Raw genomic sequence first — 19,482 nt, 5'->3', positions numbered from 1 at the left:
CATGCTCGAGGAGGCTCTCGAGCACCTCGTGAAGGGCATCGTCGACAACCCTGACGATGTGCAGGTCGCCTCGCGCAACCTGCGTCGCGGGCGTGTGCTGGAGGTCCGGGTGCACCCCGACGACCTCGGAAAGGTGATCGGCCGCAACGGCCGCACCGCACGCGCCCTGCGCACCGTCGTGGGCGCCATCGGCGGCCGCGGTGTCCGTGTCGACCTCGTCGACGTGGACCACGTCCGCTGACACAGGCAGCGCAGCACCGGCTCGGGCCGGGGAGGGCCATCGGGCCGTCCCCGGCCCGTAGTCGTACGACAGGAGAACAAGCACAGTGCAGCTGGTAGTCGCACGGATCGGCCGTGCCCACGGCATCAAGGGCGAGGTCACCGTCGAAGTACGTACCGACGAGCCGGAACTCAGGCTCGCGCCCGGCGCCGTACTGGCCACCGACCCGGCCTCCACCGGGCCGCTGACCATCGAGACGGGCCGCGTGCACAGCGGCCGTCTGCTGCTGCGATTCGAGGGCGTGGGCGACCGCTCCGCCGCCGAGGCCCTGCGCAACACCCTCCTGATCGCCGAGATCGACCCGGAGGAACTCCCCGAGGGCGAGGACGAGTACTACGACCACCAGCTGATGGACCTCGACGTCGTGACGACGGACGGGGTGGAGGTCGGCCGGATCACCGAGATCTCGCACCTGCCCTCGCAGGACCTCTTCATCGTGGAGCGCCCGGACGGCAGCGAGGTCATGATCCCGTTCGTCGCGGAGATCGTCACCGAGATCGACATCGAGGAGCAGCGGGCCGTCGTCGACCCGCCGCCCGGCCTCATCGACGACCGCGCGGAGATCGCCTCGTCCAGGGACGAGTCCTGATGCGGCTCGACGTCGTCACGATCTTCCCCGAGTACCTCGACCCGCTGAACGTCTCCCTGGTCGGCAAGGCACGCGCGCGTGGACAGCTGAAGGTGCACGTGCACGATCTGCGCACCTGGACCTACGACCGTCACCACACGGTCGACGACACGCCGTACGGTGGCGGACCCGGCATGGTCATGAAGACCGGGCCCTGGGGCGACGCCCTCGACTCCGTTCTCGCCGACGGGTACGAGACGGGCTCGCACGGCCCGGCCCTGATCGTCCCCACGCCCAGCGGCCGCCCCTTCACGCAGGCACTCGCCGTCGAGCTCTCCGAGCGCCCCTGGCTCATCTTCACCCCGGCCCGGTACGAGGGCATCGACCGGCGGGTCGTCGACGAGTACGCCACCCGGATGCCGGTGTACGAGGTGTCCATCGGCGACTACGTCCTGGCCGGCGGCGAGGCGGCCGTACTGGTCGTCACGGAGGCCGTGGCGCGGCTGCTGCCCGGCGTCCTCGGCAACGCCGAGTCGCACCGGGACGACTCCTTCGCGCCCGGCGCCATGGCAGGCCTCCTGGAGGGGCCCGTCTACACCAAGCCGCCCGAGTGGCGGGACCGCGGAATCCCGGACGTGCTCCTCAGCGGGCACCACGGCAAGATCGCCCGCTGGCGCCGCGACGAGGCACTGCGGCGCACGACGGCCAACCGGCCGGACCTGATCGCGAGTTGCGACCCCAAGGCCTTCGACAAGAAGGACCGCGAGATGCTCTCCATGCTGGGCTGGGCACCGGACCCCGCGGGGGAGCCGTACGGACGATTTTGGCGCAGGACCGGGGGCGTGGAAGAATAGGCCGCTGTTGTGCGCCCGTCCGGCGTGCGCCCCTGCCACAGGGGGACACGACGCCCGCCCCGACCCGCACGGCTCTCGAACCAGAACCTAGTTTCCGTTGATGACCTGTGGCATCAGCGAGGAAAGCAGACGAAATGTCTCACCTGCTCGACACCGTCGACTCCGCGTCGCTGCGCAGCGACGTCCCCGCCTTCCGCCCGGGTGACACCGTCAACGTGCACGTACGCGTCATCGAGGGCAACCGCTCCCGTGTGCAGCAGTTCAAGGGCGTGGTGATCCGCCGCCAGGGTGCCGGCGTGCGCGAGACCTTCACGGTCCGCAAGGTCTCCTTCTCCGTCGGCGTCGAGCGCACCTTCCCGGTGCACACCCCGATCGTGGAGAAGATCGAGCTCGTCACCAAGGGTGACGTCCGCCGCGCCAAGCTGTACTACCTGCGCGACCTGCGCGGCAAGGCGGCGAAGATCAAGGAGAAGCGCGAGAACTGAGCGCCTCCCGGAGTTCCTGGAGGGTCCGGATAGCATCTGGCCCCGATGGACACCGAAGCACAGCCGACGGAGCGCGACCGCTCCTCCCGCCCTTCCCGATCCGAGGAGACCTCGGACACACGGGGGCCGGAGGACCGGTCGCGTTCCGCGTTGGTGGCGCGGGTCGCCGAGTGGGTCCCGGGCGGGCGGATCACCCTGTCCGTACTGGTCTGCCTGGTGTTCGCGCTGCTGCTCAACACCTTCGTGGTACAGCCGTTCCGGATCCCCAGTGGATCCATGGAGCGGGAATTGAGGATCGGCGACCGCGTCCTCGTAAATAAGTTGGCGTACCGTTTCGGTGCTCAGCCGCGACGGGGCGAGGTTGTCGTGTTCGACGGCACCGGGTACTTCGGGAACGCCGACTACGTCAAACGCGTCGCCGGTGTGGGCGGAGACCGCGTGGTCTGCTGCGACAAGGAAGGGAGGCTCCAGGTGAACGGCCGGTCCGTCGACGAGTCGACGTTCCTGTACCCCGGCGACATCGCCTCCACGGTGCCCTTCGACGTCGTCGTGCCCGACGGCACCGTGTTCGTCCTCGGCGACCACCGCAGCGCCTCCAGCGACTCCCGCGACCACCTCGGCTCACCGGGCGGCGGAATGATCCCGGTCGGGCACGTGATCGGGCGGGCCGACTGGATCGTCTGGCCCCTCGGCCATGCCACCCACCTGGACCGGACCGGCGCCTACGCGCGCGTGCCCGCGGCGGACGGTGGACATGGGTAACCGCGGCAAGCCTCGCGGCGCGCCCGTCAGCCCCACCGAGAACCTGCTGCCGACCGGCACCCGGCGCGCCGGCGCCCCGGCCGGTGGCGGGCGCAGCCGCGCCGAGCGGCGCAAGCTCCAGCGGAAGGTCAAGCGGCGCCGGCGCCGGTCGGCCATCAAGGAGATACCGCTGCTCGTCGGCGTCGCCGTGCTGATAGCCCTCGTGCTGAAGACGTTCCTGGTCCAGGCGTTCGTGATCCCGTCGGGCTCCATGGAGCAGACGATCCAGATCGGCGACAGGGTCCTGGTGGACAAGCTCACCCCGTGGTTCGGCACCGAGCCGCAACGCGGCGACGTCGTGGTCTTCAAGGACCCCGGCGGCTGGCTCCAGGACGAGCAGCCCACGCAGAGGAAGGACGACCCTGTCGTCGTCAAGCAGGTCAAGGAGGGACTCACCTTCATCGGCCTGCTGCCGTCCGAGGACGAGAAGGACCTGATCAAGCGGGTCGTCGGCATCGGCGGTGACCGCGTGCAGTGCTGCGACACCCAGGGGCGGGTCACGGTCAACGGTGTTCCCCTGAACGAGGACTACCTGTACCCGGGCAACGAGCCGTCCGCGACGCCCTTCGACATCACCGTGCCGCAGGGCCGGCTGTGGGTGATGGGCGACCACCGCTCCAACTCCGCGGACTCCCGCTCCCACCAGGACACCGACTACGGCGGCACCGTCTCCGAGGACGAGGTGGTCGGCCGGGCCGTAGTCATCGCCTGGCCGCTGGGCCACTGGACCACGCTGAAGGAACCGGAAACCTACGCTTCCGTGTCCGACTCGGCAGCCGGGTCGACCGCGGCTCCCCAGCCGTCGCATAGGGTTGCCTCCGACGATCCGAACGGAACGACCCACCTCCCGACCCCTGCGGAACTCCCGCTCGTTATGGGAGTGGTGGGCCTGCGCCGTGTGTGGGGCAGGCGGCGGCACAGAGTGAGGAGTTGGCGTGGGGGATGTGGCGGTCGGCGCACGGTCCGGACACGACGGCGAGGAGCACCGCGGACGCCCCGTGGAAGCGGGCCCCCAAGCCGCGGACCGCGCCGTGAACTCCGGCAATGATGGCCGGAAGGCCGAGGACGGCACGGTGACGGACGAACAGAGCCAGACCGGGGACCAGGGCCCGGGAGGCACCGCCCCTCAGCAGAAGCACCGCTCCTTCTGGAAGGAGCTGCCGATCCTGATCGGTATCGCGCTGGTGCTGGCGCTGCTGATCAAGACGTTCCTGGTACAGGCGTTCTCGATCCCCTCCGACTCGATGCAGAACACCCTGCAGGAGGGCGACCGGGTCCTGGTCGACAAGCTGACCCCGTGGTTCGGCTCCGAGCCCGAGCGCGGCGAGGTCGTCGTCTTCCACGACCCGGACAACTGGCTCGCGGGTGAGCCGACCACGGATCCGAACGCCCTGCAGACGTTCCTCAGCTGGATCGGCCTGATGCCGTCCGCCGAGGAGAAGGACCTGATCAAGCGCGTCGTCGGCGTCGGCGGCGACACCGTCGAGTGCAACGGCACCGGGCCGCTGAAGGTCAACGGCAAGCCGCTGGACGAGCCGTACGTCTACCCGGGCAACACACCGTGCAGCCAGGACGACCAGGGCGGCCAGTTCAAGGTGAAGGTCCCCGAGGGCTTCATCTGGGTCATGGGCGACCACCGGCAGAACTCCCGGGACTCGCGCTACAACCAGGGCGACGCCCACCAGGGCATGGTCCCGGTCGACGAGGTCGTCGGGCGCGCCATCGTGAAGGCCTGGCCGATCAACCGCTGGGGCACCCTGCCGGTTCCGGACACCTTCGACCAGCCCGGCCTGAACGACCGGTCGTCCGCCGCAGCGGCCCTCACCACCGCCCCGAACGCGCTGGCGCTCGCCGGTGTCGTGCCGGTGGCCCTGTGGCGCCGCCGCAGGCCGGCGGCCTGATCCCGCCCCCGCCTTCCGTGCTTCGCCCCGGGGGACGGCCTCCGTGAGGTCCTCGTGGAGTCGCCGTGCAGGGCGGGACGAGGGCTGACCGGGTCCGGAACCGCCGGGTAGGGTGCGGATCCATGGGTGGCGAGAGCGCGGCACGTACGGCCCCGCACAGCGGGGGAACGAGCAGAGGCCCGGCGGGCGGCAGGATCGGACAGCGGTTGTCCGGGCTGGCAGTCGCGCTGGGCCTCGTGCTGTTCCTGGGCGGCTTCGGCTGGGGAGCGGTGACCTATCTGCCGTACACGGTGCCCACCTCCTCCATGACGCCGACCATCGACCCGGGTGACCGGGTGCTCGCGCAGCGTGTCGACGGCGCGGAGGTCCGCCGTGGTGACGTCGTCGTGTTCAAGGACGCGACCTGGGGCGACGCGCCGTTGATCAAGCGGGTGGTGGCCGTCGGCGGGGACCGGGTCTCCTGCTGCCGGGACGGCAAGCTGACCGTGAACGACAAGGCGATCGAGGAACCGTATATCTCCTCCGGGCAGGAGCGGGCCGTGGACATGAAATTCTCTGTGACGGTGCCCGACGGGCGGATCTTCCTGCTCGGCGACGAGCGGCACGGCTCCCTGGATTCGACCGCCCACCTCACGGACGCCGCGAGGGGCACCGTGGCGCGCGACGACGTCTCCGCCCGGGTGGACGCCGTCGTCTGGCCGACGAACGGCATGCTGCCGCGCCCCACCGGCTTCGAGGCCGTCGGCAGCCTGTCCTCGCCAGGGCCGCTGCGGACGATCACCGCCATGATCGTGGCGGGAGCCGTGCTGGTGCTCGGTGGCGCGGCGTACGGGCCGGTCGCCAAGCGTCTGGGGTCCCGCTCCAGGACGGAGCCCGCCGGTGCCCGCTGAGGCGACCGAGGGGTACGAGCTCGACGGCGCCCGCGCGCGCAAGGTGGCCCGGGTCGTGCTGCTCGACCCCGACGACCGGATCCTGCTGCTGCACGGCCACGAACCGGACGATCCGGCGGACGACTGGTGGTTCACGCCGGGCGGCGGACTGGAGGGCGAGGAGACCCGTGAGGAGGCCGCTCTGCGGGAACTCGCGGAGGAGACCGGAATCACGCAGGTCCAGCTCGGTCCGGTGCTGTGGCGGCGGCTGTGCTCGTTCCCGTTCGCCGGGCGGCGCTGGGACCAGGACGAGTGGTACTACCTGGCCCGCACCACCCAGACGGCGACGGAGGCGGTCGCCCTCACCGAGCTGGAGCGGCGCAGTGTCGTGGGAGCCCGGTGGTGGACCTGTGAGGAACTGACCCGGGCTCATGAGACGGTGTATCCGACCAGACTCGCCGAGCTGCTGCGCAGGCTGCTCGACGAGGGTCCCCCCGCCGGGCCGGAGAACCTTGACACGGAAATCGTCTAGAGGCTCCCGGGGCTGGCGCACAATGGTGGGATCGCACGGCTGAAGGGGAACATGCCATGAGCGCCGAGGACCTCGAAAAGTACGAGACCGAGATGGAGCTCAAGCTCTACCGGGAGTACCGCGATGTCGTCGGTCTGTTCAAATACGTGATCGAGACCGAGCGGCGCTTCTACCTGACCAACGACTACGAGATGCAGGTGCACTCGGTCCAGGGTGAGGTGTTTTTCGAGGTGTCCATGGCGGACGCCTGGGTCTGGGACATGTACCGGCCGGCCCGTTTCGTGAAGCAGGTACGTGTCCTCACCTTCAAGGACGTGAACATCGAGGAGCTGAACAAGAGCGACCTCGAACTGCCGGGCGGGTGATGAGCGGCCAGGCCCGCCTGCCTCGTGTCGCCCGTGTGAGTGACGAAGTTGTCCACAACCGCTGAGTAGCCCACCAAGATCCACTCAGTGGTGCGGCATGCGTGACCGTTGGCGCCCAAGGAGGTGCCGACATGAACGCACGAGACGCACTCGGCAGGTACGGCGAGGAACTGGCGGCCCGACGCCTGGTGGCGGCCGGTATGACCGTCCTGGAGCGCAACTGGCGCTGCGGCAGGACCGGTGAGATCGACATCCTGGCGCGGGACGGGGACGTCCTGGTGGTCTGCGAGGTGAAGACGCGCAGGGCCGGCCGCTTCCAGCACCCCATGGCAGCGGTCCGGCGGGAGAAGGCCGAGCGGCTGCGCGGCCTCGCCGAGCAGTGGCTCCACGTCCATGGCGGGGCACCACCGGGAGGCGTCCGCATCGACCTGATCGGCGTCGTCCTGCCCGACCGCGGCGCACCCGTGGTCGAACACGCGCGAGGGGTGGCCTGAGATGGGCTTCGCGCGTACGTGCTCCGTCGCCCTGGCCGGCGTCGAGGGCGTGGTGGTGGAGGTCCAGGCAGACCTGGAACCGGGCGTCGCCGCGTTCACGCTCGTGGGGCTGCCGGACAAGAGCCTCATCGAGAGCCGGGACCGGGTGCGGGCGGCGGTGGTCAATTCCGGCGCCGAGTGGCCGCAGAAGAAGCTCACGGTCGGGCTCAGCCCCGCGTCCGTGCCGAAGGCCGGCAGCGGGTTCGACCTGGCCGTCGCCTGTGCGGTGCTGGGCGCGAGCGAGCGGATCGACCCTGGCGTGCTCGCCGACATCGTGATGATCGGGGAACTCGGCCTGGACGGACGGGTGCGGCCGGTGCGCGGCATCCTGCCGGCCGTGCTGGCGGCGGCGGACGCGGGCTACGAGCAGGTGGTCGTACCCGAGTGCGCGGCCGCCGAGGCGTCACTGGTCCCGGGGGTGTCCGTGCTGGGCGTCCGCAGCCTGCGCCAGCTGATCGCCGTCCTGGCGGACGAACCCGTGCCGGACGAGGAGCCCGACGCACACGGCCGCCCGGATCCGCTGCTCGCAGGCCTGCGCGTTCCCGGCACCGGTTCGGCCACCGGCATGCTGGGCGCCGGAGCCGCCCGGCACGACCACGGGCACGACCTCGCCGACGTCGTGGGCCAGACCTCGGCGCGTACGGCGGTGGAGGTCGCCGCGGCCGGGGGACACCACCTGTTCCTCGAGGGTCCGCCGGGCGCCGGGAAGACGATGCTCGCCGAGCGGCTGCCGGGGATCATGCCCCGGCTCACCCGGGAGGAGTCGCTGGAGGTCACGGCGGTGCACTCGGTGGCCGGGCTGCTGCCGCCCGGCAAGCCGCTGATCGGCGTCGCCCCCTACTGCGCTCCGCACCACTCGGCCACCATGCAGGCGCTCGTCGGCGGCGGCGCGGGCGTCGCACGGCCCGGCGCCGTGTCGCTGTCCCATCGCGGGGTGCTGTTCCTCGACGAGGCGCCGGAGTTCAGCGGACAGGCCCTCGACGCCCTGCGGCAGCCCCTGGAGGCGGGGCATGTCGTGATCGCCCGCAGTGCGGGGGTGGTGCGCTTTCCGGCCCACTTCCTGATGGTCCTCGCCGCCAACCCGTGCCCGTGCGGGCGCTTCTCCCGGCGCGACGACCTGTGCGAGTGCCCGCCCTCCGCGATCCGCCGCTACCAGGCCCGGCTGTCGGGGCCGCTGCTGGACCGGGTCGACCTCCGCGTCGAGGTCGACCGCGTCACGCGGGCCGAGCTCGCCGACCGGGGGGCCCGCGGCGAGTCCACCGCCGCGGTCGCCGAACGGGTGCGCGCGGCCCGGGAGCGGGCGGCCGTCCGCCTCGCGGGCACCCCGTGGCGCACGAACAGCGAGGTGCCCGGCCGGGAGCTGCGCAGCCGTTGGTACGCCGAGATCGGCGCGATGGACGAGGCCGAGCGCAGTCTCGAGCGGGGCGTGCTCACGGCTCGCGGTCTGGACCGCGTCCTGCGCGTCGCCTGGACCGTGGCCGACCTCGTGGGGCACGACCGGCCCGGCGCGGTGGACGTGGCCCTGGCCCTCCAGCTGCGCACCGGCGTTCCGCGCGGTGTGCCGATGGCCATCGGAGCGCTGACATGACCGGCGCCGGCGCTCCGGACGACGAGATGCTCGGGCGGGTCTTCCTCACCCGTGTGCTGGAGCCCGGGGACGAGGTCGCCGGACGGTGGGTGCGGGAGCTGGGGGTCGGTGAGGTGGTCCGGCGGCTGCGTGGTGCGGGGGCGCCCTTGACGGGGGTGAGCGCCAGGCGCTGGGACGGGCTGCGGACGCGGGCCGGACGGGCCGAGCCGGAGCGGGATCTCGAAGTGGCCCGGGCGGCCGGCGTGCGGTTCGTGTGCCCGGGGGAGGCCGAATGGCCCGGTCAGCTCGATGACCTCGGGGACGGCCGGCCGCTGGGGCTCTGGGTGCGGGGGCCGGCCGGCCTGCGGATGTGGGCGCTCCGGTCGGTCGCCGTCGTGGGCGCCCGGGCCTGCACCGAGTACGGCGCCCACATGGCCGTCACGCTCGCGGCCGGCCTCGCCGAACGCGGCTGGGTGGTCGTCTCCGGCGGCGCCTACGGTGTCGACGGCGCCGCCCACCGGGGTGCCCTCGGCGCCGGGGGTGCCACCGTCGCCGTGCTGGCCTGCGGCGTCGACCGGCCCTATCCCCCCGGGCACGCCCGGCTGCTCGGCAGGATCGCCGAGCAGGGGCTGCTGGTGGGAGAGCTGCCGCCGGGGGACCATCCGACGCCCAGCCGCTTCATCGTGCGCAACCGCGTGATCGCCGCGCTGACCAGGGGGACCGTGGTCGTCGAGGCCGCCCTCCGCAGCGGTTCGCTGGTCACCGCGCGGGCGGCGCAGCGGCTGGGCCGGCACACCATGGGCGTGCCCGGCCCGGCCACCAGCGCGCAGTCGGCGGGGGTGCACGAGCTGCTGCGCGGGGAGGCGACGCTGGTCACCGACGCGGCCGAGGTCGTGGAGCTGATCGGGGACATGGGGGAGCTGGCGCCCGCCCGGCGCGGGCCGGTGCTCCCGCGCGACCTGCTGCCACCCGCCGCCCGGAACGTCCTGGCCACACTGCCCGGACACGGGGAGGCCACGGTGGAGGCCATCGCCAGAGGGGTACCGACGACGGCGGACGACGCGATCGCGAGGCTGTACGAACTCAGAGCACTCGGCTACGTCGAACGACACGGCGACGGCTGGAAGTTGACACGCCAGGCGATGATCTCCCTTCGCGGTAGGCGGGACGTATGTTGACCGAGCGTGTTCGGCCGTCCGGGGGAATCTCGATGCCCTTGGGAAATGCGGCAGTTGGGCAGCTCGTGATGGTCACTGAGAGCTACCGTCATGCCCCGGTGGAGCGCCCCGGGGAACGTTTCTGCGCACGGCGCCCGCCCCGCCCTTCGCGTACCGCGACTCTTCAGTCACGCTACGCTCACGAGGATCCAGACACAGTCCGGCAACTCGACACCAGAGCGACAGCTCACCCACGTACCACCCTTCACGGCAGAACGGCACAAGGCGACGAATGCCCCAGCACACCTCCGGGTCCGACCGGGCGGCGATCCCCCCAGCCGCCCGCGACGGTGGCAGCGATCGGCCGCCCGCTCCCTCGACCCTCGACGAGCTCTGGCGGTCGTACAAGGAGACGGGGGACGAGCGGCTGCGGGAGCAGCTGATTCTGCACTACTCGCCGCTGGTGAAATACGTGGCCGGACGGGTGAGCGTGGGGCTGCCGCCCAATGTCGAGCAGGCGGACTTCGTGTCGTCCGGGGTGTTCGGGCTGATCGACGCGATCGAGAAGTTCGACATCGACCGGGAGATCAAGTTCGAGACGTACGCGATCACGCGGATCAGAGGCGCGATGATCGACGAGCTGCGGGCGCTGGACTGGATCCCGAGATCGGTGCGGCAGAAGGCGCGGAACGTGGAGCGGGCGTACGCGACGCTGGAGGCGCGGCTGCGGCGGACGCCGAGCGAGGGGGAGGTGGCCGCCGAGCTGGGCATCCCGGTGGATGAACTGCACGCGGTATTCAGCCAGCTGTCGCTGGCCAACGTCGTGGCGCTGGAGGAGCTGCTGCACGTCGGGGGCGAGGGCGGCGACCGGCTGAGCCTGATGGACACGCTGGAGGACACCGCCGCGGACAATCCGGTGGAGGTGGCCGAGGACCGGGAGCTGCGGCGGTTCCTGGCGCGGGCGATCAACACGCTCCCCGAGCGGGAGAAGACCGTGGTCACGCTGTACTACTACGAGGGCCTGACGCTCGCCGAGATCGGCAACGTGCTCGGCGTCACCGAGAGCCGGGTGAGCCAGATCCACACCAAGTCCGTGCTCCAGCTGCGCGCGAAGCTGGCCGGCTTCGGGCGCTGACCTGGCCCGATGCGGGCGGTGTGGTGTGCTGCACTCCCGTCCCGGGTGGCGCGTCCGTAAAGTGGACGACGTGCCAAGGATTCGAGCGGCCTCCGTGGCCGAGCACCGGTCGATGCAGCGAGCCGCCCTGCTGGACGCGGCTCGTTCCCTGCTGTCCGAGGGCGGGACGGAGGCGCTGACCTTCCCGGCCCTCGCCGAGCGGACGGGGCTCGCACGGTCGTCCGTGTACGAGTACTTCCGGTCCCGGGCCGCTGTGGTCGAGGAACTGTGCGAGGTCGACTTCCCGGCCTGGGCGGCGGAGGTCGAGGCGGCGATGGCCGCGGTGGACGGCGCCGAGGCCCAGGTCGAGGCCTATGTGCGAGCGCAGCTCGCGCTGGTGGGAGACCGGCGGCACCGTGCCGTCGTGGCCATCTCCGCCAGTGAGCTGGACGCGGGGGCACGCGAGAAGATCCGCGCGGCGCACGGGGGGCTCGTGGCGATGATCGTGGAGGCACTGCGCGAGATGGGGCACGCGGAGCCCCGGCTGGCGGCGATGCTGGTCCAGGGGGTCGTCGACTCGGCCGTGCGGCGGATCGAGCTGGGAGTGGAGGACCCGTCGGTCGTGGCCGAGGCCGCGGTGTCGATGGTGCGTGGGGGTGTGCGGGGCTGAGTTTCCATGGCGCCGGGGTGGGCTGGTCCGGGCCCGGCGTGCGTACCGGCGCGTGCCGCTTGGGGGTGTCGGGGCTCGCGGGACTCCGGTGCTCGTGCGGGCCGGAGGGAACGCCGGTCGGCGTCGACCTGCCGGTCACGCCGCCGCGCCGAGGCGCCTGCCCTGGGCTGCGAGGCCCGGCGCCTGCTGGTGGGAGGACCTCGAACGCGCCCTGCGCTGCCCTGGTCGCACGAATGCCGGCTGCTGAGTGGGCTGCGGTGTCCGGATCGGGGCGGGCATGAGGGCGCGCGTGGTCGGGGCGGCCGGTCGCGCGGTATCCGTGGGCCCGGCTACGGCGGGAGCGGTACCCCCAGCACCGGCAGCAGGCGTGACGGTCCCCTCCGCATCAGCCACGACGGCAGCAGCGACAGGGGGTCCAGGTATGCGTCCCCCTTCCGCAGGCCCCAGTGGAGGCAGGGCATGGAGCAGTGGGAGCCGGAGGGTTCCGCCGTGCCGACGACCTGTCCGGCGGCGACCTCGTCACCCTTGCGTACCGTGGCGAGGACCGGCTGATAGGTCGTACGCAGGGGTGGGTCCCCGGTTCCCGTGAGCTCCACCGAGACCACGCCCTTTCCGGCCACGCGGCCCGCGTACGAGACCCGGCCCGGTGCGACGGCTCGAACGGGTGTTCCGGGTGTGGCCGGAAGATCCACGCCTCGGTGGCCGCTGCCGTAGGGCGTCGCCGGCGGTTGCCAGCCGCGGACGACCGGCGGGCGGACGCCCACCGGCCAGGTGCGGCCGATCGCCGGAACCGAGTCCTGCGGCCCCAGGCCAGGGGCCTCGGGTCCGGCAGGGGCCGCCGGCGGCGGGTCGGCCGCGTCGGCCGGTGCGGCCGCGGTGAGGGCCAGTAGCAGCGCCCAGGTCGCTCGTGCGCATCGCTTCGCTCGCATGACGGGAACCGTGCCGTATCGGCCACCGTCCGGGCCCTGGCCTGTGGAGTACCCACGGGTTGTGGACAGCGGCGTCACCCGCGGGGTCGGCGGTCCCGTACACTTCTGGTGGCGATCCGGGTCACCGGGTCGACTTCGCACGCCCCGATACCAGGGCCGGAAACGGTCCGTATCAGCGCCCCTCGGTCCCTTGTGGCACGGCGCATGCGGGCGTCAGGCGCGGGAGCAGTCCGGCCCTCGCGGCACAACCGAGAAACACAAGGAGAACGGCCATGGCCGTCGTCACGATGCGGGAGCTGCTGGAAAGCGGCGTCCACTTCGGTCACCAGACCCGTCGCTGGAACCCGAAGATGAAGCGCTTCATCTTCACCGAGCGCAACGGCATCTACATCATCGACCTGCTCCAGTCGCTGTCGTACATCGACCGCGCCTACGAGTTCGTCAAGGAGACCGTCGCCCACGGCGGCACGGTCATGTTCGTCGGCACGAAGAAGCAGGCGCAGGAGGCCATCGCCGAGCAGGCCACCCGCGTCGGCATGCCCTTCGTCAACCAGCGCTGGCTGGGCGGCATGCTCACCAACTTCTCGACCGTCTACAAGCGTCTGCAGCGCCTGAAGGAGCTTGAGCAGATCGACTTCGAGGACGTCGCGTCCTCCGGTCTGACCAAGAAGGAGCTGCTGGTCCTCTCCCGCGAGAAGGCCAAGCTGGAGAAGACCCTCGGCGGTATCCGCGAGATGCAGAAGGTGCCCAGCGCCGTCTGGATCGTGGACACCAAGAAGGAGCACATCGCGGTCGGCGAGGCCCGGAAGCTGAACATCCCGGTCGTCGCCATCCTCGACACCAACTGTGATCCGGACGAGGTCGACTACAAGATCCCGGGCAACGACGACGCGATCCGCTCCGTCACCCTGCTCACCCGTGTGATCGCCGACGCCGTCGCCGAGGGCCTGATCGCCCGCTCCGGCGGTGCCGGTGAGGGCAAGGGCGAGAAGGCCGAGGGTGAGCCGCTCGCCGAGTGGGAGCGCGACCTGCTCGAGGGTGAGAAGAAGGCCGACTCCGAGGAAGCGGCGCCGGCCGCCGAGGCCGCCCCCGAGGCGCCGGCCGCCGAGGCCGCCCCCGAGGCGCCGGCCGCGGAGGCCGCCCCCGAGGCGCCGGCCGCGGACGCCGAGCAGGCCTGACCCGTCGGTGCTGACGGCGGGAGCGGTGACACGCAGTCCGCTCCCGCCGTTCACCCGTAGGTCACGGGTGCGTCGAGGGTCTGCATCTACATGTAGACCGTAGAACCCGCAGACGTGGAATCCCGTAGATCTTCGATCTTCCAGACTTCGAGAAAGATTCACAGACTCATGGCGAACTACACCGCCGCCGACGTCAAGAAGCTCCGCGAGCTCACCGGCGCCGGCATGATGGACTGCAAGAAGGCGCTGGACGAGGCCGACGGCAGCGTCGAGAAGGCCGTCGAGGCGCTGCGCATCAAGGGGCAGAAGGGCGTCGCCAAGCGTGAAGGCCGCTCCGCCGAGAACGGCGCCGTGGTCTCCATCATCGCCGACGACAACTCCTCCGGCGTCCTGGTCGAGCTGAAGTGCGAGACGGACTTCGTCGCCAAGGGCGAGAAGTTCCAGGCCGCCGCCCGTGCCATCGCCGAGCACGTCGCCAAGACCTCCCCGGCCGACCTCGAGGCCCTGCTCGCCTCCGAGATCGAGCCCGGCAAGACCGTCCAGGCGTACGTGGACGAGGCCAACGCCAACCTCGGCGAGAAGATCGTCCTGGACCGCTTCGCGCAGTTCTCCGACGGCTTCGTGACCGCGTACATGCACCGCACGATGCCCGACCTGCCGCCGCAGATCGGTGTCCTCGTCGAGCTCGACAAGCCGAACGCCGAGGTCGCCAAGGGCATCGCCCAGCACATCGCCGCGTTCGCGCCGAAGTACCTCTCCAAGGAGGACGTCCCGGCCGAGGTCGTCGAGACCGAGCGCCGGATCGCCGAGGAGACCACCCGCGCCGAGGGCAAGCCCGAGGCCGCGATCTCCAAGATCGTCGAGGGTCGGGTGAACGGCTTCTTCAAGGACGCCACGCTGCTCGGCCAGCCGTACGCGCTCGACAACAAGAAGTCGGTCCAGAAGGTCCTGGACGAGGCCGGTGTCACCCTGAAGCGCTTCACGCGCATCAAGGTCGGCATCTGAGTCCCTACCGCGATCGACGCGCGGCCCGGGGCGGATTGCCGCTAGGGTCGACCGCAGTCGTCCACGTCGTCGGTATCGGCCGGCGCGCCGGCGCCCGCGACGGACGACAGCAGATCTGACGAGGAGGCCATTGCCGCGTAGGGGAGAGAAACCCACCACCGGCAATGGCCTTCTTCGTATGTGCAACCCGTAAAAGAGGCGAGAACCCCATGACCACCAAGGCCCAGAAGAGCGACGACGGCAAAGTACGCGGCCGGTTTCTGCTGAAGCTGTCCGGAGAGGCCTTCTCCGGCGGCGGGGGCCTGGGCGTCGACCCGGACGTGGTGCACGCCATGGCGCGTGAGATCGCGGCCGTCGTCCGTGACGGCGCGCAGATCGCGGTCGTGATCGGCGGCGGCAACTTCTTCCGCGGAGCGGAGCTCCAGCAGCGCGGCATGGACCGCGCCCGCTCGGACTACATGGGCATGCTCGGCACCGTGATGAACTGCCTCGCCCTCCAGGACTTCCTGGAGAAGGAGGGCATCCAGTGCCGGGTGCAGACCGCCATCACCATGGGGCAGGTCGCCGAGCCGTACATCCCGCTGCGCGCCGTACGGCACCTCGAGAAGGGCCGCGTGGTCATCTTCGGCGCCGGTATGGGCATGCCGTACTTCTCCACCGACACCACCGCCGCCCAGCGCGCCCTGGAGATCGACGCCGAGGCCCTGCTGATGGGCAAGAACGGTGTGGACGGGGTCTACGACTCCGACCCGAAGACCAACCCGGACGCGGTCAAGTTCGACTCGCTCGGCTACGGCGAGGTCATCACCCGCGACCTGAAGGTGGCCGACGCCACCGCCATCACGTTGTGCCGCGACAACAAGCTGCCGATCGTGGTCTTCGAGCTGCTGAAGGAGGGCAATATCGCCCGCGCCGTCAAGGGTGAGAAGATCGGCACGCTGGTGGGTGACCAGGGCAGCCGGGGCTGACCCGGTTTCAGCCACGTCCTCCACCGGAGCGCCATCTGTCCGGGGGACGGGCGGGACGGACCCTGGCCGGGGGATGGACAATGTCCCGCCGGTCGGGAACCGTGCAGGAAGAAGACGCGACGCAGCCGGCCGCCGCCGCCAAGGAACCGCAGCCGGGCCTACTCAAGACACGCAGGAGCAAGTGGTGATCGAAGAGACCCTCCTCGAAGCCGAGGAGAAGATGGAGAAGGCCGTCGTGGTCGCCAAGGAGGACTTCGCCGCGATCCGCACCGGCCGTGCGCACCCCGCGATGTTCAACAAGATCGTGGCCGACTACTACGGCGCGCCGACGCCGATCAACCAGCTGGCTTCGTTCTCCGTGCCGGAGCCGCGCATGGCGGTCGTCACCCCGTTCGACAAGAGCGCGCTGCGCAACATCGAGCAGGCGATCCGCGACTCCGACCTGGGCGTCAACCCGAGCAACGACGGCAACATCATCCGGGTGGTGTTCCCCGAGCTGACCGAGGAGCGCCGGCGCGAGTACATCAAGGTCGCCAAGGGCAAGGGCGAGGACGCCAAGGTGTCCATCCGCTCCGTCCGCCGCAAGGCCAAGGACGCCATCGACAAGCTCATCAAGGACGGCGAGGTCGGCGAGGACGAGGGCCGTCGTGCGGAGAAGGAGCTCGACGACACCACGGCGAAGTACGTCGCCCAGGTGGACGAGCTGCTCAAGCACAAGGAAGCCGAGCTGCTCGAGGTCTGATGAACGACTCTCCCTGGGGGGCGCCGCCCCGCGCCGGGTACTGGGGGCCGTCCGACCGGGGGCCTGTCCAGGGGGCCGCCCCGGCGGGTCCCACGTACGATGCGCTGGACGCGCAGCAGACTCGCCCCATGCCCATCGTGCCCGACGTATCCGCTCACGGCGGAAGCCAGGATGACGACCGGGGGGCCGCTCGGCTGGGCGGCTCCTTGTTCCGCGACGAGAGCCCGTCGGCGCCGCCCTACGGCGCGGTGCCGCAGAATCCGGAGCCCATGCACGACGCCCCGCAGCCGGCAGCCGCACCGCAGAAGAAGAGTGCGGGCCGTGATCTGGGCGCGGCGATAGGGGTCGGGGCCGGACTCGGCGCGGTGATCATCACGTCCCTGTTCATCGTCAAGGCGGTGTTCGTCGGGGTCGTGGCGGTGGCCGTCGTGGTGGGCCTGTGGGAGCTGACCAAGCGGCTGGAGGAGCGCAAGGGCATTCACGCGCCGCTGGTGCCGCTGGCGGTCGGCGGCGCCGGGATGGTCGTCGCCGGGTATGTGCGGGGACCCGAGGGCGCGTGGGTGGCGATGGCGCTCACCGCGCTGGCGGTCCTGGTCTGGCGGATGACGGAACCACCGCAGGACTACCTGCGGGACGTCACGGCCGGCGTCTTCGCCGCCTTCTACGTCCCGTTCCTCGCGACGTTCGTCGCGATGATGCTGACCGCGCAGGACGGGCCGCAGCGGGTGTTCATGTTCCTGCTGCTCACCGTGGTCAGCGACACCGGCGCGTACGCCGTCGGATGGCGGTTCGGGCGGCACAAGCTCGCCCCGCGCATCAGCCCCGGCAAGACCCGCGAGGGCCTGCTGGGAGCGGTCAGCTTCGCCATGGCCGCCGGTGCGCTGTGCATGCAGTTCCTCATCGACGACGGCACGTGGTGGCAGGGCCTGCTCCTGGGCCTCGCGGTCGCCGCCAGCGCCACTCTGGGCGACCTCGGCGAGTCGATGATCAAGCGCGACCTCGGCATCAAGGACATGGGCACGCTGCTGCCGGGGCACGGCGGGATCATGGACCGGCTGGACTCGCTGCTGCCCACCGCTCCGGTGGTGTGGCTGCTGCTGGTGCTGTTCGTGGGATCCAGCTGAGCGGTCGTCTGTGCTGAGGAGCCCCTGCCCTTCCCATGGGCGGGGGCTCTTTCCGTGCCGCCGTGCCCGAGCTGCGGTGCGGGAGCCGCGCTGCGAGGCTGAAGTCACGGGAGGTGCGGGATGGACACCGACGTACTGATCGTGGGGGCCGGCCCGGTGGGCCTGACCGCGGCCGCCGAACTGCGCCGGCACCGCATCCGCTGCCGCATCGTCGACCGGCTCGCGAAGCGGCTGCCGTACGCCAAGGCCGTGGGGATCCAGCCGCGGACGCTGGAGCTGTGGGACCGCATGGGCCTGGTGCGCGCGGCCCTCGACACCGCCGTGCTCATGCGGGGGCAGCTGCTGTACGTCAACGGTGAGGAGCAGGGCCGGATCGACCTCGAACTTCCGGCGGAGGTCCCGTACCGGTTCGCCGCACTGCCGCAGTACGAGACCGAGCGCATCCTCGAGGAGTATCTGGCACGCTTCGGAACGCGGATCGAGCGGGGCACCGAGCTGCGGTCGTTCACGCAGGACGGGGACGGGGTCACGAGCCGGCTCTCCACCGGCGACGGGGAGGAGCGCGAGATCCGGTCCCGTTTCCTCGTCGGGTGCGACGGCGCGCACAGCACCGTCCGCAAGGTCCTCGGGATCGGTTTCGGCGGCGGCGCGTTCCCGGAGGAGTACATGCTCGCGGACGTCGAGGTGGACTGGGACCTGCCCCAGGGCTACGGCGTAAGGGCCATGCACTACGGCGACGGCGCCCTCGACGACCTGCTCGTCTGCATCCCGCTGCCCGGGCGCTCCCGCTACCGCATGTCCATGCTGGTCCCACCCGAACTGTCGACCCGAGCGGGACACCTCCGGCGCGAACCCGGGGCCGACAAGGCCACGAACGGGCTCGGCGAGGCCACGCAGGGGCTCGGCCACGGCACGGACACGCCCGGCGACGTGACGCACGGACTGGAAGGCGGCCGCCGGCCGGCACTGGAACACATCCAGGCCGTGCTCGACCGGCTCTCCCCGCAGCCGACCACCGCCTCGGCCATGCGCTGGTCCTCGATCTTCCGCATCAGTCACCGCCTGGCGGACCGCTACGGCGACGGCAGGGTGTTCCTCGCGGGCGACGCCGCGCACATCCACCCGCCAACCGGCGCGCAGGGCATGAACACCGGCATCCAGGACGCCTGCAACCTGGCCTGGAAGCTGGCCCTCGCCGTGCGGGGAACGGCCCACCCTCGGCTGCTCGACAGCTACGACGCCGAACGGCGGCCGATCGGCGAGGAGGTCGTGGGCCGCACGGTCCGGCACGCCCGGGAAGGCATCCAGGCCGACCCCGACGACCCCGACGACCCCGCCACGATCATGATGCGGGAGGCACAGCTGCTGGTCGCCTACCCGGACAGCCCTGTCGTAGGACCCCGGACCCCGGGCCTCACCGGCCCCGATGCCGGTGACCGGGCACCCGACTGCGGCGGCCTCACCGACAGCGTCGCCGCCTACCCGATGCGCCTGTACGACGTACTCCGCGAGCGTGATCACGTCCTGCTGCTCTACGCGGACGAGGACGGGCAGGCGGACACCTTCGCGGACCTGGCAGCCAAGACGCGTACGGCGAGTCACGACCAGGTGGCGGTGTACGCGGTGCTCGCCGCCGGGGTGGACGCCGGCCGGGCCGGGCTGCCGGTGCTGTGGGACAGCCGGGGCGAGTTCCGCGGCGGCTACCGGGCCGAAGGCCCCACCGCCCTCCTCGTCCGCCCCGACGGTCACCTCGGCGCGCGGGTCACCCCGGCGTCGGTGGAGCGGCTGACCGCTCACCTTTCCCAGGTCTTCGGGCCCTGACTCGTACTCGGCACGCCCT

At 71.2% G+C, this 19,482-nt stretch carries 22 protein-coding genes; 21 read left to right on the top strand and 1 reads right to left on the bottom strand.

Annotated elements, in window-relative coordinates; all coding sequences use genetic code 11:
- Window position 1 precedes the first annotated feature (1 nt).
- The 15 genes from ACGF8A_RS09300 to ACGF8A_RS09230 all read left to right on the top strand — a co-directional run bounded on the left by ACGF8A_RS09300 (window position 2) and on the right by ACGF8A_RS09230 (window position 11,696).
- Complete coding sequence (locus ACGF8A_RS09300) at window positions 2-241, top strand: RNA-binding protein (protein ID WP_003973401.1); 240 nt, start codon at window positions 2-4, stop codon at window positions 239-241.
- Between the two features lie 85 nt (window positions 242-326).
- Window positions 327-869, top strand: a complete 543-nt coding sequence (gene rimM / locus ACGF8A_RS09295) for a ribosome maturation factor RimM (RefSeq protein ID WP_393105909.1) — start codon at window positions 327-329, stop codon at window positions 867-869.
- Window positions 869-1,702 carry a tRNA (guanosine(37)-N1)-methyltransferase TrmD gene (gene trmD, locus ACGF8A_RS09290; RefSeq protein ID WP_393105906.1) on the top strand — a complete coding sequence of 278 codons (834 nt, stop codon included), beginning with the start codon at window positions 869-871 and terminating at the stop codon, window positions 1,700-1,702. The genes rimM and trmD overlap by 1 nt, the downstream gene beginning before the upstream one ends.
- 134 nt (window positions 1,703-1,836) lie before the next feature.
- Window positions 1,837-2,187 carry a 50S ribosomal protein L19 gene (gene rplS / locus ACGF8A_RS09285; protein WP_393105904.1) on the top strand — a complete coding sequence of 117 codons (351 nt, stop codon included), beginning with the start codon at window positions 1,837-1,839 and terminating at the stop codon, window positions 2,185-2,187.
- 45 nt (window positions 2,188-2,232) lie between these two features.
- A complete protein-coding gene (gene lepB / locus ACGF8A_RS09280; RefSeq protein ID WP_393105902.1) occupies window positions 2,233-2,949 on the top strand; it encodes a signal peptidase I in 717 nt (238 codons plus the stop codon).
- Window positions 2,942-4,036 (top strand): signal peptidase I, encoded by a 1,095-nt coding sequence (gene lepB, locus ACGF8A_RS09275; RefSeq protein WP_393105900.1) that lies wholly within the window; start codon window positions 2,942-2,944, stop codon window positions 4,034-4,036. The genes lepB (ACGF8A_RS09280) and lepB (ACGF8A_RS09275) overlap by 8 nt, the downstream gene beginning before the upstream one ends.
- Window positions 3,924-4,889: a signal peptidase I gene (lepB, locus tag ACGF8A_RS09270; RefSeq protein WP_393105898.1), complete on the top strand. Its 966-nt coding sequence runs from the start codon at window positions 3,924-3,926 to the stop codon at window positions 4,887-4,889. The genes lepB (ACGF8A_RS09275) and lepB (ACGF8A_RS09270) overlap by 113 nt, the downstream gene beginning before the upstream one ends.
- A gap of 122 nt (window positions 4,890-5,011) precedes the next feature.
- Window positions 5,012-5,779 carry a signal peptidase I gene (gene lepB / locus ACGF8A_RS09265; protein WP_393105896.1) on the top strand — a complete coding sequence of 256 codons (768 nt, stop codon included), beginning with the start codon at window positions 5,012-5,014 and terminating at the stop codon, window positions 5,777-5,779.
- Window positions 5,769-6,290 (top strand): NUDIX hydrolase, encoded by a 522-nt coding sequence (locus ACGF8A_RS09260; protein WP_393105894.1) that lies wholly within the window; start codon window positions 5,769-5,771, stop codon window positions 6,288-6,290. Before lepB (ACGF8A_RS09265) ends, ACGF8A_RS09260 begins: the two co-directional genes overlap by 11 nt.
- A gap of 56 nt (window positions 6,291-6,346) precedes the next feature.
- On the top strand, window positions 6,347-6,655 hold the full coding sequence (locus tag ACGF8A_RS09255; protein ID WP_003965949.1) for a DUF2469 domain-containing protein: 309 nt from the start codon (window positions 6,347-6,349) through the stop codon (window positions 6,653-6,655).
- A 131-nt stretch (window positions 6,656-6,786) separates the two neighbouring features.
- Window positions 6,787-7,149 (top strand): YraN family protein, encoded by a 363-nt coding sequence (locus ACGF8A_RS09250; RefSeq protein ID WP_393105892.1) that lies wholly within the window; start codon window positions 6,787-6,789, stop codon window positions 7,147-7,149.
- Window position 7,150: 1 nt separating this feature from the next.
- A complete protein-coding gene (locus tag ACGF8A_RS09245) occupies window positions 7,151-8,776 on the top strand; it encodes a YifB family Mg chelatase-like AAA ATPase (protein ID WP_393105890.1) in 1,626 nt (541 codons plus the stop codon).
- Window positions 8,773-9,933, top strand: coding sequence for a DNA-processing protein DprA (gene dprA / locus ACGF8A_RS09240; protein ID WP_393105888.1), 1,161 nt, complete (start codon window positions 8,773-8,775; stop codon window positions 9,931-9,933). The genes ACGF8A_RS09245 and dprA overlap by 4 nt, the downstream gene beginning before the upstream one ends.
- Window positions 9,934-10,204: 271 nt before the next feature.
- Window positions 10,205-11,047 (top strand): RNA polymerase sigma factor WhiG, encoded by an 843-nt coding sequence (whiG, locus tag ACGF8A_RS09235; protein WP_189700809.1) that lies wholly within the window; start codon window positions 10,205-10,207, stop codon window positions 11,045-11,047.
- Window positions 11,048-11,141: 94 nt separating this feature from the next.
- Window positions 11,142-11,696 (top strand): TetR/AcrR family transcriptional regulator, encoded by a 555-nt coding sequence (locus tag ACGF8A_RS09230; protein ID WP_393106244.1) that lies wholly within the window; start codon window positions 11,142-11,144, stop codon window positions 11,694-11,696.
- Between the two features lie 329 nt (window positions 11,697-12,025).
- On the opposite strand, the gene ACGF8A_RS09225 is transcribed toward ACGF8A_RS09230, so the two are convergent.
- Window positions 12,026-12,625, bottom strand: a complete 600-nt coding sequence (locus ACGF8A_RS09225; RefSeq protein WP_393105886.1) for a murein hydrolase activator EnvC family protein — start codon at window positions 12,623-12,625, stop codon at window positions 12,026-12,028.
- Window positions 12,626-12,897: 272 nt separating this feature from the next.
- On the opposite strand from ACGF8A_RS09225, the gene rpsB reads away from it, so the two are divergent.
- The 6 genes from rpsB to ACGF8A_RS09195 all read left to right on the top strand — a co-directional run bounded on the left by rpsB (window position 12,898) and on the right by ACGF8A_RS09195 (window position 19,463).
- Complete coding sequence (gene rpsB / locus ACGF8A_RS09220) at window positions 12,898-13,803, top strand: 30S ribosomal protein S2 (RefSeq protein WP_393105884.1); 906 nt, start codon at window positions 12,898-12,900, stop codon at window positions 13,801-13,803.
- A gap of 168 nt (window positions 13,804-13,971) precedes the next feature.
- Window positions 13,972-14,808 (top strand): translation elongation factor Ts, encoded by an 837-nt coding sequence (tsf, locus tag ACGF8A_RS09215; protein ID WP_393105882.1) that lies wholly within the window; start codon window positions 13,972-13,974, stop codon window positions 14,806-14,808.
- A 209-nt stretch (window positions 14,809-15,017) separates the two neighbouring features.
- Window positions 15,018-15,776, top strand: coding sequence for a UMP kinase (gene pyrH / locus ACGF8A_RS09210; RefSeq protein WP_393105880.1), 759 nt, complete (start codon window positions 15,018-15,020; stop codon window positions 15,774-15,776).
- Between the two features lie 184 nt (window positions 15,777-15,960).
- On the top strand, window positions 15,961-16,518 hold the full coding sequence (frr, locus tag ACGF8A_RS09205) for a ribosome recycling factor (RefSeq protein WP_014675285.1): 558 nt from the start codon (window positions 15,961-15,963) through the stop codon (window positions 16,516-16,518).
- Window positions 16,518-17,642: a phosphatidate cytidylyltransferase gene (locus tag ACGF8A_RS09200; protein WP_393105877.1), complete on the top strand. Its 1,125-nt coding sequence runs from the start codon at window positions 16,518-16,520 to the stop codon at window positions 17,640-17,642. The genes frr and ACGF8A_RS09200 overlap by 1 nt, the downstream gene beginning before the upstream one ends.
- 120 nt (window positions 17,643-17,762) lie before the next feature.
- Window positions 17,763-19,463, top strand: a complete 1,701-nt coding sequence (locus ACGF8A_RS09195) for an FAD-dependent monooxygenase (RefSeq protein WP_393105875.1) — start codon at window positions 17,763-17,765, stop codon at window positions 19,461-19,463.
- Window positions 19,464-19,482 lie beyond the last annotated feature (19 nt).

Source organism: Streptomyces sp. NPDC047706, assembly GCF_043204795.1.
In the GTDB taxonomy this organism is placed as follows: domain Bacteria; phylum Actinomycetota; class Actinomycetes; order Streptomycetales; family Streptomycetaceae; genus Streptomyces.
Note: the sequence above shows the minus strand (reverse complement) of the source record. Positions and strands in the feature narration are given on the sequence as shown.

Coding starts and splice junctions, on each gene's coding strand:
- dprA (WP_393105888.1), top strand. CDS start 8,773: ATGACCGGCGCCGGCGCTCCGGACGACGAGATGCTCGGGCGGGTCTTC.
- whiG (WP_189700809.1), top strand. CDS start 10,205: ATGCCCCAGCACACCTCCGGGTCCGACCGGGCGGCGATCCCCCCAGCC.
- ACGF8A_RS09250 (WP_393105892.1), top strand. CDS start 6,787: ATGAACGCACGAGACGCACTCGGCAGGTACGGCGAGGAACTGGCGGCC.
- rplS (WP_393105904.1), top strand. CDS start 1,837: ATGTCTCACCTGCTCGACACCGTCGACTCCGCGTCGCTGCGCAGCGAC.
- ACGF8A_RS09195 (WP_393105875.1), top strand. CDS start 17,763: ATGGACACCGACGTACTGATCGTGGGGGCCGGCCCGGTGGGCCTGACC.
- pyrH (WP_393105880.1), top strand. CDS start 15,018: ATGACCACCAAGGCCCAGAAGAGCGACGACGGCAAAGTACGCGGCCGG.
- ACGF8A_RS09245 (WP_393105890.1), top strand. CDS start 7,151: ATGGGCTTCGCGCGTACGTGCTCCGTCGCCCTGGCCGGCGTCGAGGGC.
- trmD (WP_393105906.1), top strand. CDS start 869: ATGCGGCTCGACGTCGTCACGATCTTCCCCGAGTACCTCGACCCGCTG.
- lepB (WP_393105900.1), top strand. CDS start 2,942: ATGGGTAACCGCGGCAAGCCTCGCGGCGCGCCCGTCAGCCCCACCGAG.
- ACGF8A_RS09200 (WP_393105877.1), top strand. CDS start 16,518: ATGAACGACTCTCCCTGGGGGGCGCCGCCCCGCGCCGGGTACTGGGGG.
- tsf (WP_393105882.1), top strand. CDS start 13,972: ATGGCGAACTACACCGCCGCCGACGTCAAGAAGCTCCGCGAGCTCACC.
- rpsB (WP_393105884.1), top strand. CDS start 12,898: ATGGCCGTCGTCACGATGCGGGAGCTGCTGGAAAGCGGCGTCCACTTC.
- ACGF8A_RS09225 (WP_393105886.1), bottom strand. CDS start 12,625: ATGCGAGCGAAGCGATGCGCACGAGCGACCTGGGCGCTGCTACTGGCC.
- ACGF8A_RS09255 (WP_003965949.1), top strand. CDS start 6,347: ATGAGCGCCGAGGACCTCGAAAAGTACGAGACCGAGATGGAGCTCAAG.
- lepB (WP_393105902.1), top strand. CDS start 2,233: ATGGACACCGAAGCACAGCCGACGGAGCGCGACCGCTCCTCCCGCCCT.
- lepB (WP_393105896.1), top strand. CDS start 5,012: ATGGGTGGCGAGAGCGCGGCACGTACGGCCCCGCACAGCGGGGGAACG.
- ACGF8A_RS09300 (WP_003973401.1), top strand. CDS start 2: ATGCTCGAGGAGGCTCTCGAGCACCTCGTGAAGGGCATCGTCGACAAC.